15 protein-coding genes are annotated in these 15,698 nt (G+C 66.6%); 11 read left to right on the top strand and 4 right to left on the bottom strand.

The window, feature by feature from the left end:
• Positions 1 to 34 precede the first annotated feature (34 nt).
• Together RE429_RS03605 and RE429_RS03600 are read right to left on the bottom strand one after the other, a co-directional pair.
• A complete protein-coding gene (locus RE429_RS03605; RefSeq protein ID WP_414473013.1) occupies positions 35 to 1,246 on the bottom strand; it encodes a DNA topoisomerase IB in 1,212 nt (403 codons plus the stop codon).
• Positions 1,247 to 1,272: 26 nt separating this feature from the next.
• Positions 1,273 to 1,647, bottom strand: a complete 375-nt coding sequence (locus RE429_RS03600; RefSeq protein WP_414473012.1) for a SemiSWEET family sugar transporter — start codon at positions 1,645 to 1,647, stop codon at positions 1,273 to 1,275.
• Positions 1,648 to 1,766: 119 nt separating this feature from the next.
• On the opposite strand from RE429_RS03600, the gene RE429_RS03595 reads away from it, so the two are divergent.
• From RE429_RS03595 to RE429_RS03565, 7 genes are all read left to right on the top strand, one after another.
• Positions 1,767 to 2,915 (top strand): glycosyltransferase family 4 protein, encoded by a 1,149-nt coding sequence (locus RE429_RS03595; protein WP_414473011.1) that lies wholly within the window; start codon positions 1,767 to 1,769, stop codon positions 2,913 to 2,915.
• Positions 2,912 to 3,562: a class I SAM-dependent methyltransferase gene (locus RE429_RS03590; protein ID WP_414473010.1), complete on the top strand. Its 651-nt coding sequence runs from the start codon at positions 2,912 to 2,914 to the stop codon at positions 3,560 to 3,562. The genes RE429_RS03595 and RE429_RS03590 overlap by 4 nt, the downstream gene beginning before the upstream one ends.
• Before the next feature lie 162 nt (positions 3,563 to 3,724).
• A complete protein-coding gene (locus RE429_RS03585) occupies positions 3,725 to 4,219 on the top strand; it encodes a Fur family transcriptional regulator (protein ID WP_414473009.1) in 495 nt (164 codons plus the stop codon).
• 179 nt (positions 4,220 to 4,398) lie between these two features.
• Positions 4,399 to 5,685: a flavodoxin-dependent (E)-4-hydroxy-3-methylbut-2-enyl-diphosphate synthase gene (ispG, locus tag RE429_RS03580; RefSeq protein WP_414473008.1), complete on the top strand. Its 1,287-nt coding sequence runs from the start codon at positions 4,399 to 4,401 to the stop codon at positions 5,683 to 5,685.
• A 310-nt stretch (positions 5,686 to 5,995) separates the two neighbouring features.
• Complete coding sequence (locus RE429_RS03575; protein WP_414473007.1) at positions 5,996 to 7,927, top strand: potassium transporter Kup; 1,932 nt, start codon at positions 5,996 to 5,998, stop codon at positions 7,925 to 7,927.
• An 18-nt stretch (positions 7,928 to 7,945) separates the two neighbouring features.
• Complete coding sequence (locus RE429_RS03570) at positions 7,946 to 8,494, top strand: GNAT family N-acetyltransferase (protein WP_414473006.1); 549 nt, start codon at positions 7,946 to 7,948, stop codon at positions 8,492 to 8,494.
• Between the two features lie 77 nt (positions 8,495 to 8,571).
• Entirely contained in the window at positions 8,572 to 9,486 is a 915-nt protein-coding gene (locus tag RE429_RS03565) for a DMT family transporter (RefSeq protein ID WP_414473005.1), read from the top strand.
• 21 nt (positions 9,487 to 9,507) lie between these two features.
• On the opposite strand, the gene RE429_RS03560 is transcribed toward RE429_RS03565, so the two are convergent.
• Complete coding sequence (locus RE429_RS03560; protein WP_414473004.1) at positions 9,508 to 10,434, bottom strand: polyprenyl synthetase family protein; 927 nt, start codon at positions 10,432 to 10,434, stop codon at positions 9,508 to 9,510.
• On the opposite strand from RE429_RS03560, the gene mtgA reads away from it, so the two are divergent.
• The 3 genes from mtgA to RE429_RS03545 all read left to right on the top strand — a co-directional run bounded on the left by mtgA (position 10,433) and on the right by RE429_RS03545 (position 13,370).
• The gene (gene mtgA, locus RE429_RS03555) at positions 10,433 to 11,215 is read left to right on the top strand and encodes a monofunctional biosynthetic peptidoglycan transglycosylase (protein ID WP_414473003.1); all 783 of its coding nucleotides are present in this window, start codon (positions 10,433 to 10,435) and stop codon (positions 11,213 to 11,215) included. The genes RE429_RS03560 and mtgA overlap by 2 nt on opposite strands.
• A gap of 146 nt (positions 11,216 to 11,361) precedes the next feature.
• On the top strand, positions 11,362 to 11,547 hold the full coding sequence (gene rpmF, locus RE429_RS03550) for a 50S ribosomal protein L32 (protein ID WP_036358586.1): 186 nt from the start codon (positions 11,362 to 11,364) through the stop codon (positions 11,545 to 11,547).
• A 200-nt stretch (positions 11,548 to 11,747) separates the two neighbouring features.
• On the top strand, positions 11,748 to 13,370 hold the full coding sequence (locus tag RE429_RS03545; RefSeq protein ID WP_414473002.1) for an EAL domain-containing protein: 1,623 nt from the start codon (positions 11,748 to 11,750) through the stop codon (positions 13,368 to 13,370).
• Positions 13,371 to 13,503: 133 nt separating this feature from the next.
• Here RE429_RS03545 and phaR read toward each other — a convergent pair whose 3' ends face one another.
• Entirely contained in the window at positions 13,504 to 14,082 is a 579-nt protein-coding gene (gene phaR, locus RE429_RS03540) for a polyhydroxyalkanoate synthesis repressor PhaR (RefSeq protein ID WP_414473001.1), read from the bottom strand.
• Positions 14,083 to 14,299: 217 nt separating this feature from the next.
• Here phaR and RE429_RS03535 point away from each other — a divergent pair, with 217 nt between their 5' ends.
• Positions 14,300 to 15,478 carry an acetyl-CoA C-acetyltransferase gene (locus tag RE429_RS03535; protein ID WP_414473000.1) on the top strand — a complete coding sequence of 393 codons (1,179 nt, stop codon included), beginning with the start codon at positions 14,300 to 14,302 and terminating at the stop codon, positions 15,476 to 15,478.
• Positions 15,479 to 15,698 lie beyond the last annotated feature (220 nt).

Genomic DNA, 15,698 nt, shown 5'->3' with positions numbered 1-15,698 from the left:
GGATCCAGCATGGGACCGCGCTCGGGTCAAGGTGTCACGCCGGCAGCTCCGGCCGGCTTCGGCTTCCGGCCTGTTTCCGGCCAGCCGAAGAGCGCCGGCTCCTTGGGGTCTTTCCGGCGGTCTTTCCGGCCGTCTTTCCGGCGGTCTTTTCCGTCCGCCGCCCGATCTCCTCGGAAAGCCGCTCCTGCAGCAGGCTCAGCACCGCGGCCTCTTCGGGCCGGAGGGAGGGCAGATCCTCGCGCAGTTCGGCTTCGATTCTCGCCTTGATCTCGAGCAGCAATTCGCCCTCGAGATAACAGGAGAACACCTCGGGATGCACATAGCACTTGCGGCAGATGGTCGGCGTGTTGCCCAGGCGCGCCGAAACCTGCTCGATGGCGGCGCGGATGTTCTTCTTCGCCTTGGCCTCGCTGTCGAACTGCTCGAACTCGGACAGGGCGAGTGCGGCAAGAACCGTTCCGGCCCACGTGCGGAAATCCTTGGCCGTGATGTCGCGCCCGGTGATCTCCCTCAGATAGGCGTTCACGTCCGAGGACGTGACCGACTGGTGCTCGCCGTCGTCGTCGAGATACTGGAAGAGATCCTGCCCCGGCAGATCCTGGCAGGCCTTCACGATCTTGGCGATGCGGCGATCCTTGACCTGCAGCTTCCAGGTCTTGCCGCTCTTGCCTTTGAACTGGAAGCGCAGCTCGCTGCCCTCCACCTTCACATGGGGATCGCGCAACGTCGTGAGGCCATAGCTCTTGTTCTGCTTCGCGTAGTCCTCGTTTCCGACACGGATCAGCGTGCTCTCGAGCAGATGCACCACTGTCGCCAGCACCTTCTCGCGCGGCAGGCCGCGCCGGCTCATGTGCTCGTCGATGGTCCTGCGGATGGCGGGAAGGCCACGTGCGAATTCGAGCATGTGCTCGTATTTCGTGCTCTCCCGCACCTCGCGGAAAGCGGCGTGATAGCGATACTGCTTGCGCCCCTTCGCGTCGCGGCCCGTTGCCTGGATGTGGCCGTTGGCCCGGGGGCAGATCCACACATCCGTATAGGCCGGAGGAATTGCGAGAGACTTGATGCGGTCGAGGGTGGCCTGATCCTCCAATTTCCTGCCGTCGGGGCGCAGATAGGCGAAGCCCTTCCCGGATCTCTTGCGCCGGATCCCCGGCTCCTCGTCGGAAACATGGATGAGCCCCGCCGTTTCGGCGGCGTCGCGCGGATCGACGATGGAATCGGCGGAAGATGGCGGGTCGAGCAGCATGTCTTGCCTTGAATTGAAGCAGGGGATCAACCGGACTGCGCCATGCCGGGTTCCTTCTCGACGACTGCGGCAGACTTGCCCGTCCGCGCCTCCTGACGCCCGATCTCCTTCTGCCCGATCTCCTTCTGCCCGATCTCCTGGCGCTCGTTGCGGATCTTCAGGAACAGGATGGTGCCGCTTAAGCCTAGACTCAGCAGGTTGAAGACGATGAGCGGCATGGCCCCGATCAGGACTCCGTAGACCGACCACAGGGTGAAGGCGATTACCGTCACCAGATACATGCGCTTCGAGATGGCGGCCGTGTCGCGCTCCCGCCAGGCCTTCAGCACCTGCGGAACGAAACTCGCCGTGGACAGAATTCCCGCAACCGTCGCCAGAATCGTCGGCAACCACTCATTCATTCACGCCTCCTTTCCGGGCGGAATGGAACGGACGGGGGAAATGAGTGGTTCCCATCAGGGGACAGGGCCGTTAGAACGGCCCTGCCGCTCCATTCGAGGTTTCTCTTCCAAGGTTTCCCTTGTCGTCCGATCGTCCCGATCCCGCAGGCCGCAAGCTCGTCTTCATCGTCACCGAGGACTGGTTCTTCGCGTCTCATTTCCTCCCCATGGCCCGCGCCGCGCGCGAGATGGGGCTTGACGTGGCCGTCGTCACCCGCGTGCGTGCGCACCGCGAGGCCATCGAAGCCACCGGTGCGCGGGTGATCCCGCTGCAGGTCGAACGGCGCAGCGTCAATCCGATGACGGCGGGCTATGCCGCCGGGCAGCTCGCCGCGATCCTGAAGGACGAGAAGGCCGACATCGTTCACTGCATCGCGCTCAGAAGCATCCTGGTGGGCGGCTTCGCCGCCACCCTCGCGGGCGTCGGCCGCCGGATCTATGCGTTGACCGGCCTCGGCTTCCTGGGAGCGCGGACGGACCGGCTGGGGCGCCTTTCGCAGCGTGCGATACGGCTCCTGGTTCGCGGCCTCGAAACCGCGAAGACCCGCTATCTCTTCGAGAACGCCGACGATCCCCGTCTCCTCGGCCTCGATCCCACGGACCCGAAGATCACCATCGTCGGCGGAGCCGGCGTCGACCCCGGGATGTTCGGCCCCTCGCCCCTTCCCCCGCAGCCGCCCCTGAAGGTCGCGCTCGTCGCCCGCATGCTCTGGTCGAAGGGAGTGGACCTCGCCGTCGAGGCCGTGCGTGCGGCCCGGGCGAAAGGAGCCCCTGTCGAACTCACCCTCTACGGCGCCCCCGATCCCTCGAACCCGAAGGCCATTCCGGAAGAGACCCTGAAGGCCTGGGGCGCGGAACCGGGGATCTCTTGGCACGGCACCACCCGGGACGTCGCCGCCGTCTGGCGCGACCATCACGTGGCCTGCCTTCCCTCCAGAGGCGGCGAGGGACTGCCGCGAACGCTCCTGGAAGCGGCGGCCTGCGGCCGGGCCATCGTCACCACGGATGTCCCGGGCTGCCGCACCCTCGTCCGCGACGGCGTGGAAGGCCTTCTCGTGCCGCCCGGCGATGCCGGGGCTCTCGCGGATGCGCTGGCGATCCTTGCCGCCGACCGGGAGCGGGTGGCGCGCATGGGCGCGGCGGGACGCGCCCGGGTCCTCGACGGCTTCACGGAGAGGAAGGTCATGGACGACGTCAAGCGGCTTTACGCCTCCATGCTGGGCTCATGATCATCGATCCCAAAGCCTTCATCCGCGCCGAGACGCGGCTTCTGCCGGTGCCCCATGCACCGGAGATCTCGCTGCACGTGGCCGACGAGGCGACGGAGCTGTGGCAGCGCACGGAGGAGGAACTGGGCGAGATCGGCCTGCCTCCCCCCTTCTGGGCCTTCGCCTGGGCCGGCGGCCAGGCGCTCGCCCGTTACATTCTCGATCATCCCGGCACCGTCCGCGGACGGCGCGTGCTCGATTTCGCCTCGGGCTCCGGTCTCGTGGCCATCGCGGCCATGAAAGCGGGTGCGGCCGAGGTCGCGGCCTGCGATATCGACGGCTTCGCCATAGCGGCAATCGAGCTGAATGCGGCGGCGAACGGCGTCGCGGTGACGCCCGTTCGGGCCGACCTCATCGGCCAGGACCGGGGATGGGACACGGTCCTGGCCGGCGACATCTGCTACGAGCGCGATCTCGCGGCCCGTGTGACGGACTGGCTGTTCGACCTCAGCCGGAGAGGCGCTGCCGTTCTCATCGGCGATCCCGGGCGCAGCTATCTGCCTGCCGACCGGCTCGACCGACTCCAGGTCTACGAGGTTCCGGTGACACGCACCCTCGAAGACGCCGAGATCAAGAAGACCAGCGTCTTCGCATTCAAGCCGGTGTAACGGAGCGCTCACGCTTTTTGCGCGGTTCTTTCATCCGGCTTCCTCGTGCCCTCAAAAAGGCATCTTTATAACCTAACGATTCAGTCTGGAAAGGCGATAGTCGAGCCTTCCCACGCGCCTCAGCATTTCGATCACGTTCGTTTTTAAAAAATCAGAGCCATCATGATGCCTCAGCCCGCCATTCATTATCAGCCGTTTCATCGTCCCCGGCTCGTTCAGCAGCCGGCCAGGATTGCGAAGGATCTCGCTCGCGCGGAAGAGCTGTGCCGGGCCAATGGGGTTCGGCTGACTCCCATCCGCCGCAGGGTTCTCGAAGCTCTTCACCGCGCCAGGAGACCCGTCGGCGCCTACGATCTGGCCGACAGCCTCGCTCCCCACGGCCGCCGCATTGCCCCGATCACGATCTACCGGGCCCTGGATTTCCTGATCGAGCAGGGGCTGGCCCACCGTCTGGCCAGCCTCAATGCGTATATCGCCAGCGATCACGCCTCCAAGGATTGCGGGCCCACCGCCTTTCTCATCTGCGAGAGCTGCGGCGACGTGAACGAAGCCGCTTCACCGGAATTCTCGGACGCCCTGTCGAAGCTTCAGGACGGCCTCATGTTCACGCCGTCCATGGGCATTCTGGAGATCACGGGCCGCTGCGCCCATTGCTAGCGCATCGTGCGAAAAAGGGGACCCGGTTTTTCGCGAGAACGATGCACTCCTCTCGAAGAGCGCATCGGGCGTGACGCGAGGAGGCCGCCCGGTCGAGCATGCCGCGCTTGACGGGACGGGCTTTTGGCATCAGCTAAACGGCGACGGCCTTGAACCCACCGGCCGCCGTGGATCGCAGCATGTCTATGATGTCCCCCTCCCCCGAAGCCGCCTCCCCCGAGACCCTCGCAGGCCCCGCCCCGCGCCACCGGACGGTGGGCGTCCGCGTCGGCTCCGTCACGGTCGGCGGCGGCGCGCCGATCGTGGTTCAGTCGATGACCAACACGGACACGGCGGATGTGGACGCCACGGTCGCCCAGGTGGCCGCGCTCGCCCGGGCCGGGTCCGAGCTGGTGCGCATCACGGTCGACCGGGACGAGGCCGCGGCCGCGGTGCCGAAGATCCGCGAGCGGCTCGACCGGCTCGGCGTCGACGTCCCGCTCGTGGGCGATTTCCACTATATCGGGCACCAGCTCCTGGCCGATCACCCGGCCTGTGCGGAAGCGCTCGACAAGTACCGCATCAACCCGGGCAATGTGGGCTTCAAGGAAAAGAAGGACCGTCAGTTCGCGGCCATCGTCGAAATGGCGATCCGATACGACAAGGCCGTGCGCATCGGCGCCAACTGGGGCTCCCTCGACCAGGAGCTCCTGACCCACCTGATGAACGAGAACGCGGCCTCCGCGACCCCGCGCGACATGCGCTGGGTGACCCGCGAAGCCATGGTCCAGTCCGCCCTCCTGTCCGCCGTCCGCGCCGAGGAGATCGGCTTGGGCAAGGACCGGATCATCCTGTCGGCCAAGGTTTCGGCCGTGCAGGACCTGATCGCGGTCTACCAGGAACTCGCGCGCCGCTCCGACTACGCCATTCATCTGGGCCTGACCGAAGCGGGCATGGGCACCAAGGGCATCGTCGCCTCCTCGGCGGCCATCGGCATCCTGCTCCAGCAGGGCATCGGCGACACGATCCGTTACTCCCTCACGCCGGAACCCGGCGGCGATCGCACCCTCGAGGTGAAGACGGCGCAGGAACTGCTCCAGACGATGGGCTTTCGCACCTTCGTGCCGCTCGTCGCCGCCTGCCCGGGCTGCGGACGCACCACCTCGTCCGTCTTCCAGGAACTGGCACGGGACATCCAGACCTGGATCTCCACCTCCATGCCTCAATGGCGGCGCACCTATCCCGGGGTCGAGAACCTCAACGTGGCCGTCATGGGCTGCATCGTGAACGGCCCCGGCGAGTCGAAACATGCGAATATCGGCATTTCCCTGCCCGGCACGGGCGAGCAGCCGGCCGCTCCCGTCTTCATCGACGGCAAGAAGGCGATGACGCTGCGTGGTCCGACCCTGGCACAGGACTTCCAGGCGATCGTGCTCGACTATATCGAGAAGACCTACGGTCAGGCGGGGCGCGACGCCGCCGAGTGAAGGCGTCAAGCGCGGCCATGGGCCCTTGAGGGAACCTCAAGCGAAATTCCGTTTTAAGCTCAGGCGCGATATGCTAGAGAGCCGCCGCGCCGGCAATGACGGCCGCTGCGCTCGCTAGCGCATCGTGCGGACGAAGCGGATCCGGTTTTCCGCCCGAACGATGCGCTTGCCGAGGAAGAGAGCATCGGGTCGATCCCGAAGGCGAACCCGCTTTCGGGTCCGGTGCTCGAAGAAGGGGCCGCCCTTCGTCGTTTGGCAGAGTGTTTCAACAAAGGGCCGTCCGCGGGCATATCCGCAACGAAAAGCACCCATGGCAGAACAGCAAGCCGTCGCTCCCGGACGTGCCGACTCCGCAGTCCCGGAGGCCAGCCTTCCCGAAAATCACGTCCATGTCGGTTTCTGGCCGCTCATGCTCGGCGCTATCGGCGTGGTTTTCGGCGATATCGGCACGAGTCCGCTTTACGCCTTCAAGGAATCGGTCGCCGCCGCCGCGGCGGGCGGGCCCGTGACCCGTGACATCATCCTGGGCGTCCTGTCGCTGATCCTCTGGTCCCTGGTGCTGGTCGTGACGGTCAAGTACGTCGTCATCCTCCTGCGGGCCGACAACAAGGGCGAAGGCGGAACCCTGACCCTCGTGGCCCTGGCGCAGCGCGCCGTCCGGCAGAGGGGCGGCCTCGTGCTGGCTCTCGGGATCATGGGAGCGGGCCTCTTCTACGGCGACGCGGTCCTGACGCCCGCCATCTCGGTTCTCTCTGCCGTCGAAGGCCTGAAGCTCGTCGCGCCCGACCTCCAATCCTTCGTGGTGCCGATCACGCTCACCATCCTGGCCGCGCTCTTCGTCGTCCAGAGCCGCGGGACAGGGCGGGTGGCATCCTTCTTCGGCCCGATCATGCTGGTCTGGTTCATTGCGCTCGCCGTCGCGGGAGCCTTGCACATCGCCGACGACCCGACGGTCCTGACGGCGATCAACCCGCTCCACGGCCTCATGTTCTTCGTCAACCACCCGGGCGTGTCCCTGGCGGTTCTCGGCGCCGTCTGCCTGGCCGTCACGGGCGCCGAGGCGCTCTATGCCGATCTCGGTCATTTCGGCGCCAAGCCGATCCGCAGCGCCTGGCTCTACATCATCTTCCCGGCGCTCGTGATCAACTATTTCGGGCAGGGCGCGCTCGTGCTCTCCCATCCCGAGAAAGCGGAATCGCCTCTCTTCCATCTCGTGCCGGACTGGGCGCTCGTCCCCATGATCATCCTGGCGACTCTCGCGACGATCATCGCCAGCCAGGCCGTCATCACGGGGGCCTTCTCGCTCACCCGGCAGGCGATCCAGCTCGGCCTTCTGCCGCGTCTCGAAATCCGCTTCACGTCCGCGACCCATCAGGGCCAGATCTATCTGCCGCGGGTCAACTGGCTGCTCCTGTTCGGCGTGATCGTGCTCGTCCTGATCTTCGGCTCGTCGAGCAATCTGTCCCACGCTTACGGCGTGTCGGTGTTCGGCTCCATGTCGGTCGATGCGATCCTGGCCATCATCGTGATCTGGAAGGGCTGGCGCTGGTCGCTCGGCCTGACGCTCGCCGTGATGCTGCCCTTCCTGTTCATCGATCTGGCCTTCTTCGGCGCCAATCTGCTGAAGCTGTTCACCGGCGGCTACGTGCCGGTCCTCCTGGCCTCCGCCCTCATCACCCTGATGTGGACCTGGGTGAAGGGCACGAACATTCTCTTCGAAAAGACCCGCAAGGTCGACGTACCGCTCCTCGAGCTCGTGCAGATGCTGGAAAAGAGCCCGCCGCACCGGGTGAAGGGCACGGCCGTCTTTCTGACGAGCGATCCGGACACCGCGCCGGCCGCCCTCCTGCACAACCTCAAGCACAACAAGGTGCTGCACGAGAAGAACGTGATCCTGACCGTCCGCAGCGAGGACATTCCCCGTGTGGAGGACGAGGACCGCGTCTTCCTGGAGCATGTGGGCGACTCGTTCTGGCGGATCCGCCTGAGCTACGGCTACATGGAGACCCCGAACATTCCGCGCGGGCTCGCCATCCTGCGCAAGCAGGGCTTCAAGTTCGACATCATGGCGACGTCGTTCTTCCTGTCGCGGCGCTCGATCCGGCCGGCCAGCCAGTCCGGCATGCCGCTCTGGCAGGACAAGGTCTTCATCAGCCTTGCAAAATCCGCGAGCGATGCGACGGACTTCTTCCAGATCCCCACCGGACGCGTGGTGGAGGTGGGAACCCAGGTCACGGTGTAAGGAATCGCCTTGTAAGAGATGAGCATCGCTCTCCTTCGCCCGAGCCTCGCATGGCTGCCGGCTTACGAGCAGGCCCTCGCGAGAGGCTGGTCGCCGAATTCGGATCACGATAACGGCCGGGAGCAGCTGGCGGCGCTCAGAGCGGATCCCGCGCGCTTCCTGGACGAGCTCTACAGCAGCCCGATGGTCCGCCGGCCCGACGGCAGCGAAGTGCCTCGGCTGCCCGCGCATGAGTTCTGGATCAGCGACGGCGAGTTCTGCGGGCGCATCAACTTCCGCTTCGAACGAGGCGTCGCCGAGCTGGCCCCGACGGCTTACGGCCATGTCGGCTATTCCATCGTCCCCTGGAAGCAGCGGCGCGGCTACGCCACGCAGGCCCTGCACCGGATTCTCGCCGTCGCCCGGGACGAGGGCTTCGCCCGCGTCCAGATCACCTGCGACGACGACAACGAGGGCTCGCGCAAGGTGATCCTCGCCAATGGCGGCGTCTGGGACGGCAGCTTTCCGCATCCGACCCGGCCGGGCCATCGCAAGCTGTCCTTCTGGGTGTCCACGGCACCACGGTGACGGCCGCCGCGGCTGCGGCCTGCCTTGACCGATCGCCCGATTGCTCCTACCGACGCGGGTCCGTCGAGGAGCCCGTCTTGAGCGCCGTCCCTTCCCGTTCCGTCTCGTCCTTCTCGTTGAGCCGCAGCGAAGCGGTGCTGGTGTTCGTCACGATCATCTGGGGCGCGACCTTCCTGGTGGTCCAGAACGCGCTGAGCGTCAGCGGCCCGCTGTTCTTCGTGGGGCTTCGCTTCGGCACGGCGGCCCTCGCGATGGCGCTCGTCGCGGCGCCCGTGCTGCGCGGCCTGACATGGCTGGAGGTCAGGGCGGGCGCGATGATCGGCGTCGCGATCTTCCTCGGCTACACGCTTCAAACCTATGGGCTGCAATATATCCCCAGCAGCAAATCGGCCTTCATCACGGCGCTCTACGTGCCGATCGTGCCCCTCCTGCAATGGCTGGTGCTGAAAAAGCCGCCGAGCATCATGGCCTGGACGGGGATCACCTTCGCGTTCATCGGGCTCGCCCTGCTCGCGGGCCCTGACGGAACCGCCATCGGGTTCGGTACCGGGGAACTCGTCACGCTTCTCAGCGCTGTCGCGATCTCGGCCGAGATCATTCTCATCGGCGGCTTTGCCGGGAAGGTCGATGCGCGCCGGGTCACGGTGGTTCAGCTCGCCATCACCGCGTGCCTCGCGCTGGTTTTCATGGCGCCGCTCGAAGAGCCGCTGCCCGAGCCCTCGTGGCTTCTCGTCCTCAGCGCGGCCGGTCTCGGCCTTGCGAGCGCCGGCATCCAGCTCGCGATGAACTGGGCTCAGAAAACGGTTTCCCCGACCCGCGCGACGGTGATCTACGCGGGCGAGCCGGTCTGGGCGGGAATCGTCGGTCGCGTCTACGGCGAGCGCCTGCCAGCCGCCGCCCTCATCGGAGCGGCGCTGATCGTCGCGGGCGTCATCGTGAGCGAGATGAAGCTGCCGCGCCGGCTCAGGCGCCGCAAGGCGGCAAGAGCTTAAACCAGCTTAAGCCTCGCGAACTTAAACCTCGCGCTCGACCACGAAGCGCACGGCATCGCGCAGGGTCTGCGCCTCGTCTCCGAAGCCGGCGAGCGCCGCATCAGCCCTGTCGACGAGCTGGCGGCACTCGCGCTTCGCACCGTCCATCCCGAGCAGGTCGACCAGCGTGGCCTTGCCCTTCTCCTGGTCCTTGCCCGTGCGCTTGCCGAGCGCCTCCTCGGAGGCCTCGCGGTCGAGGATATCGTCCGCCACCTGGAACGCCGCCCCCAGGGCGCGCCCGTATTCGGCGAGGCTCCGGCGGGCCTGTTCGTCCGCCTTGGCCAGGATCGCGCCCGCCTCCACCGAGAAGGTGAGGATCGCGCCCGTCTTCATCATCTGGAGCTGGCGCACCTCGGCCTCTCCCAGGGCGACGGCGCCGTAGCGGCCCTCCGCCGACAGGTCGAGCATCTGCCCGCCCACCATGCCCCCGACGCCCGAGGCGCGGGCAAGGCCCAGCACGAGCTCGGACCGCACCGCCGCGTCGGCGGCGGTCTCGGGATCGGCGAGGACTTCGAAGGCGAGTGTCTGCAGGGCGTCGCCGACGAGAATCGCGGTCGCCTCGTCGAAGGCCTTGTGCACCGTCGGGCGGCCGCGCCGCAGATCGTCATCGTCCATCGAGGGAAGATCGTCGTGCACCAGGGAATAGCAATGAAGCAGCTCGACCGCCGAGCCCGTGCGCAGGGCCCCCGGGCCCTCGAAGCCGAAGAGGCGCGCCGCCTCGATAGCCAGGAAGGGCCGCAGGCGCTTTCCGCCGCCGAGCACCGCATGCCGCATCGCCGCCATCAGCCGGGCGGGCCGCGCAATCTCGCCGTCGCGGGCATTGTCTGCTAGCAAGGCTTGGAGATTGGCTTCGATGAGCTTTGCGGCCTCATTGAGCCGCGGGCCGAAAGTGCTGGTGGATGGCGTCATGATGAGCCCGAATTCGGAAGGAGCAGCCGCTCCGTCCGAGGAAAATGGTGGTGGACGATCGGGCCGGAGATGGACGCTGCGGCCGGCCCGGCCGGTCTCGGCCGCCCGGTTCTTCCGCCGCCTCGTCCAAATCGGCCTCGGCCTTATCCTCTTATGGGTCGGAGCCGTCGTTTGGCTAGGCCTTTTGTACTGGGTCGTGCCACCCGCCTCGACGCTGATGCTCGGCCGCTGGCTGACCCTTCGGAGCGTGGAGCGGGTCTACGTTCCCCTGGACGACATCTCGCCCCATCTGCCGCTCGCGGTCATGACCTCGGAGGACAGCCGGTTCTGCGAGCATGGCGGCGTGGACTGGATCGCGCTCCGTGAGGTGGTGGAGGATGCCGACGAGGACGGGCCGTCCCGGGGAGCCTCGACCATTCCCATGCAGGTGGCCAAGAACCTCTTCCTGTCGCAAAGCCGCTCCTATATCCGCAAGGGCCTGGAGATTCCCGTCGCCCTCTATCTCGACCTGATCTGGTCCAAGCGGCAGATGATGGAAGTGTATCTCAACGTCGCTGAATGGGGTGAAGGCGTCTTCGGGGCCGAGGCGGCGGCGCAGAAGTATTTTCGCAAATCGGCCAAGAACCTGACCCGCCGGGAGGCGGCCCTGCTCGCCCGGGCCCTTCCGAGCCCTCTCAGGCGCAACCCGGCCCACCCGACCAAGCGCCTGAGCGCTCTGGCCGGCCAGCTCCAGGCCCGCATGACGGCGGCGGCGCCCTACAGCGCATGCCTGAAGCCATGACCTGCGACGATGAAAAGCCTTTCAATGCAGGAAAGGGCTGGATATTTGCTCCAGGACCTTGTATGAGGCGCAACCTCATCAAGTTTGAGATGTGAGCGTTCCCCGGCTTAAGCGGGCGCTCCGCTTTTTTTGACCGGAGACGAGAAATGGCCGTTCCTAAGAGAAAAACGTCGCCCTCGCGGCGTGGCATGCGCCGCTCCGCCGATGCCTTGAAGGCCCCGACTTACATCGAGGACAAGGATTCCGGCGAGCTTCGCCGCCCTCACCACGTCGACCTGAAGACCGGCATGTACCGCGGCCGTCAGGTGCTGAAGGTGAAGGCTGACGCGTAATTCACGCGGCATGCGAGAAGAAAAGAGCCGGCGCGAAAAGCGCCGGTTTTTTTATGCCCGCAATCCCCAAAGGCCCTGATTTTTCCTCTGTTTTTACAGTTCGTTAAGCCTGAGGCCCGATCCTTGAGGGGTCAGTTTCAATGGGGTCGGGCACTGCCTTTCCTGCCCCGGCGTGTCTCGAGTGCGGTGAGGATTGGGCGATGGCGACGAAGCGGCCGGGCCGGGCGGGGATCTTTCGAGGAGCACCCCGGACCCCGCGCCAACGTCACGGCGAGATCGCCTCTCCCGCCTCCCATTCCGGCGCCGCCTATTCCTGGGACATCCTGTCCGACGCCCTCGTCTGGTGCCCGAATGCCGCCGCCCTCCTGGGTCTCCCGGCGCGGGACCTGCCGCGCACGGGCAAGGCCTTCTCCCACCTCGTCGAGCCGGAAAGCGGACCCGACCGCCGCGCCGCGATGGCGGCTGGAACGGGCGCGGACGGCAGCTTCGAGACGCGCTATGCCCTCCGGCTCGCGCCCGACCGGGTGCTGATGGTCGAGGAGACGGGCCGCTGGCAGCCGGACGACCAGGGACGCCCCGCCTTCGTCCGCGGTCTGCTGCGGGCCGATGCAGGCCAAACCTGCCTTCCGGTCCGGATCCAGGCCCGCTCCGGCCTGCTGGCGCAGATCCAGAACGGCATCAACGAGGCGCTTCGCATCTCGCAGACCTGCACCCTGATCGTCGGGGGCCTGGAGGGTGACGGCGCGGACGCCCTCGACGTCATCGCCCGCAAGCTCCGCCCCATGATGCGGCGGCAGGATCATTTCGGCGCCTTGAGCCCGAGCCGCTTCACCCTGACCCTGACCGGATGCCCGGCAGCGGAGGCTCCGGGCGCCATGAGGCGGGTGGCAGGCCTCCTGAAGGACTGCTCCGGCGATCTGACGCTCGCGGCCGCCTGTGCGCCCGACCATACCTTCAAGGCCGCCAAGCTGCTGCGCTTTGCCGAACAGGCCCTCGAATCGGCCCATCCGGGCTCTCAGCCCTGCGTGCTCTACGATTCCCGCACGGCCTTGCGCGCGGCGCGAAGCAAGAACGCCTCCTTCGACGTGGTCGCGGCCCTCAACGACCGCCGCCTGACCCTGGCCTGCCGCCCCATGGTGGATGCCTATGGCAGGACCCCCGTTCTGATGCAGGCCGCGGCGGCCGTCGCCGGCCCGGGCGGCCGGACGACCACCCTCGGCTCCATCCCCGCCCTGGAGGAGGGCAATCTCAGCCTGCTCGTGGACGGACGCATGCTGGAACTGGCGGCGGATTACCTCGCCGACCATCCCCATCAGCGTCTCGCCCTGCCCGTCGCACCGGCGACCCTGAAGGACGGGGAGTGGCTGCCGACGCTCGCCGCCCATCTCGGCGCGCGGCCGGGAATCGAGTCGCGCCTGGTGATCGAGGTCCCGGAGATCGCGCTCGGCGCGGACGGGGCTCTCCTCGGCCGCCTCCACGCCATGAAGGCCATCGGAATCGGCCTGTCGCTCTCGGGCTTCGGGCTGGGGCACGTCCCGCCGTCGTCCCTGCGCCACATGCCCTTCGACATGCTGAAAGTGGACGGCGTCTTCATCCAGCCTCTCAAGCGCTCGACCGAGGACCGGCTTTTCGTGCGCGCCCTCGTGGACCGGGCCCAGAACTTGGGCCTTGCCGTCGCGGCCGAATGGGTCGACGACGAGGCGACCGCGCGGCTGCTCTTGGCCTGGGGCGTCGATTACCTGGAGGGAGCCCTGTTCGGGGAGCCCGAAGCCCTTCCGCAGCCGCAGAGCCTGCGCACGATGCTGAAGAGGGCCCGGGGCTGAGGCGCCGCCCGGATCCCGACACCCTCGATCGCCATGCCCGGTCCGAGGCCGGGCATCCACGTCCTGGCGATTCGGCAGCTCCAAAGACGCGGACGACCGTGATGGGAAAAGCCAGGGCGGAGGGGCGGCGGGATCACTTGTTCGCCAGCTTGTCGAGCTTGGCCTGCATGTCGGCCATCTGGCGCTTGAGGGCGTCCAGGTCGTTCGTCTCGTCCGCCTGCGGAGCCGCCTTCTGCGGAGGGACACCCGGAGCCCCTCCCTGCGGGAAGGGCGCGAACATGCGCATGGCCTCGGTGAAGAAGCTCATGTTCTTGCGCACCTGCTCCTCCATGGCCTGGAAGGCTCCCGGGCCGAAAGCCTGGGCCATCTGATCCCGGAGCTTCTGCTGTTCCTGGGACAGGTTGTTCATGGAAAATTCGAGATAGCTGGGCACCAGGGCCTGCATGCTGTCGCCGTAGAAGCGAATGAGCTGGCGCAGCACGGTGACGGGCAGAAGGTTCTGCCCTTCCTTGTTCTCCTGCTCGAAGATGATCTGGGCCAGCACCGTGCGGGTGATGTCTTCGCCGGACTTCGCATCGTAGACGACGAAATCTTCGCCCTGGCGGACCATGCCGGCCAGATCTTCCAGCGTCACATAGGTCGAGGTGCCGGTGTGATAGAGGCGGCGGTTGGCATACTTCTTGATGACAGTCGGCTGATTTTCCGTCGCCATTTGGACCCAATACGCTCCTGCAGACCGGTGGCCGGGGTTCCCGCCAAGAGATCAGCGGCCGTTCCTGATTATAAGCCTTATGCCCCACGATCAAAGCGCCAAAAGTCTAAGGGCCGCATGCCTGAGTTGCTTTATCCTGTTCTTGACATCGCAGGGGCTGGGGCTTTGATCGAGCCAGCCATATCTATTTTCAAACATCCAGCACAGGAGATGAGGAATGGCCCAGGACAGCATCGTCATCGTCAGCGCCGCGCGCACGCCGGTCGGCTCCTTCAACGGCGCCTTCGCCAATACGCCGGCCCACGAGCTGGGCGCCATCGCCATCAAGGCCGCCCTCGAGCGCGCGAAGGTGAGTGGCGAAGAGGTGGACGAGGTGATCCTCGGCCAGATTCTCACCGCGGCTCAGGGCCAGAACCCGGCCCGCCAGGCCGCCATGGCGGCGGGCGTTCCGCAGGAAAAGACCGCCTGGGGCCTCAACCAGCTCTGCGGTTCGGGGCTGCGGACGGTGGCCATCGGCTTGCAGCAGATCGCCAACGGCGACGCCAACATCATCGTGGCCGGCGGCCAGGAATCCATGTCCCTCGCCCCGCATGCCGCGCATATGCGCTCGGGCACCAAGATGGGCGACTTCAAGCTCATGGACACCATGCTCAAGGACGGCCTCATGGACGCCTTCAACGGCTACCACATGGGCAACACCGCCGAGAACGTGGCGCAGCGCTGGCAGCTGACCCGCGAGGAGCAGGACCAGTTCGCCACCGCCTCCCAGAACAAGGCCGAGGCGGCCCAGAAGGAAGGCCGCTTCAAGGACGAGATCACGCCCGTCACCATCGCGACCCGCAAGGGCGACATCGTCGTGGAGAACGACGAATACATCCGCGCCGGCACCACGCTCGAAGGCCTCGCCAAGCTGAAGCCCGCCTTCTCGAAGGACGGCACGGTCACCGCAGGCAACGCGTCGGGCATCAATGACGGCGCGGCCGCCGTCGTGCTGATGACGGAGGCCGAAGCGCAGAAGCGCGGTCTCACGCCACTCGCCCGCATCGCCTCCTGGGCCACCGCCGGCGTCGATCCGGCCATCATGGGCACGGGTCCGATCCCGGCGTCCCGCAAGGCGCTCGAAAAGGCAGGCTGGAAAGTCTCCGACCTCGAACTCGTCGAGGCCAACGAGGCCTTCGCGGCCCAGGCGCTCGCGGTCAACAAGGACATGGGCTGGGATCCGTCCATCGTGAACGTGAACGGCGGCGCCATCGCGATCGGCCATCCCATCGGCGCATCCGGCGCGCGCGTGCTGGTGACCCTGCTGCACGAGATGGGCCGCCGCAACGCGAAGAAGGGCCTCGCCACCCTGTGCATCGGCGGCGGCATGGGCGTCGCCATGTGCCTTGAACGCTGAAAGCTGAAAGCTGAAAGCTGCCTTGAACGCCAAAAGGTGCCCGGAGCGCTGGAGCACCCTCCCGCCGCGGCGGCACGCTGACGCTGCGTCATGATCCAAAGACGGCTTGTGCTTTCGAGGGAGCGCAAGCCGTTTTCGTCGATATCGAAAGGGCTAGGAGAAAGAACGGACCTACACGGTGCCAGGCCGTGTTCCATGTATTAAGCTGTCCACGGAGGAA

The sequence above is a fragment of the Microvirga sp. M2 genome, assembly GCF_047497095.1.
GTDB lineage: Bacteria > Pseudomonadota > Alphaproteobacteria > Rhizobiales > Beijerinckiaceae > Microvirga.
The sequence above is the reverse complement of the archived record's forward strand: the minus strand, read 5'-3'. Positions and strand labels throughout refer to the sequence as shown.